The sequence below is a fragment of the Furfurilactobacillus milii genome (assembly GCF_009864005.1).
Lineage (GTDB): Bacteria > Bacillota > Bacilli > Lactobacillales > Lactobacillaceae > Furfurilactobacillus > Furfurilactobacillus rossiae_B.
This window is the reverse complement of sequence record NZ_WEZQ01000025.1, coordinates 1-992: the sequence shown is the minus strand read 5'-3', so window position 1 is coordinate 992 and position 992 is coordinate 1. Positions and strand designations below refer to the sequence as shown.

The window sequence follows — 992 nt, the reverse complement described above, 5'->3', positions numbered from 1 at the left end:
CCTTTAAAATGGTGTTTACCACAAACCCATTTTTTAGGAGCTGATCTTTTGTCTAGTATAACCTATTCTGAACGAATTAAAATTGAAACCTTTTGTGAGCTAGGACTGACCAATATCCAAATGGCTGAGCGGTTAAAACGATCTCCGTCTACGATTTCTTATGAATTATCTCGTTGTCAACCTTATCAAGCTGAATTAGCACAGGCCAACGCTGAATATAAACGGGCGCATTGTGGCCGAAAAACTAAACTGAATGCCAAATTAAAGCAAACCATTCTAAACCATTTACGTCTAAGCTGGTCACCGGAAGTGATTGCGCATGAGCTTAAACTAGCCACTAAATCTATTTATAATTGGCTATATCAGGGGAAAATTGAATTCTCCTTGAGTGAACTACCTGAACATGGGCTACGCCAACGGCGTAACCTTGACCAACGTTCTAAATATAATCAATCATTAGGGCGTTCAATTGAACAACGACCAATTGTGATTAACCAACGTAACCGCATCGGTGATTTTGAAATAGATACAGTGGTTGGACCTCGTGGACATAGCAAGGCTGCTTTATTAACGCTAATTGATCGCAAATCACGTTTTCTTTGGGCTTACCGATTAAAAGATCGGACAGCGGCGACTGTTAATGAAGCCCTAACTATGTTTCTAACAACTTTTAAGGGACCGGTACACACCTTTACTGTCGATCGTGGAACTGAGTTTAGCAATTTAGTGTCATTTGAACCACAATACGGTATTCAGACCTATTACTGCCATGCTTACACGCCCGCTGAACGCGGCAGTAATGAACGATTCAATCGGAACTTACGTTATTTTTACCCTAAGGGGACTTGTTTTGAGCACATTAGTGCTCAAGATTTAACAACGACGTTACTCGAAATTAACCAACGCCCCCTTAAAGTACTTAACTGGCAAACACCTTACCAAGTGATGCTGACTAATTTGTCAAAAAATTCGGATCAAATTTGCAATCTACC

Annotated in this window: 1 protein-coding gene; it reads left to right on the top strand. The window is 40.3% G+C overall.

Annotated elements, in window-relative coordinates; genetic code table 11:
- Window positions 1-48: 48 nt before the first annotated feature.
- A partial coding sequence (locus tag GB993_RS11720; protein ID WP_161004421.1) for an IS30 family transposase occupies window positions 49-992 on the top strand: 944 nt, incomplete at its 3' end.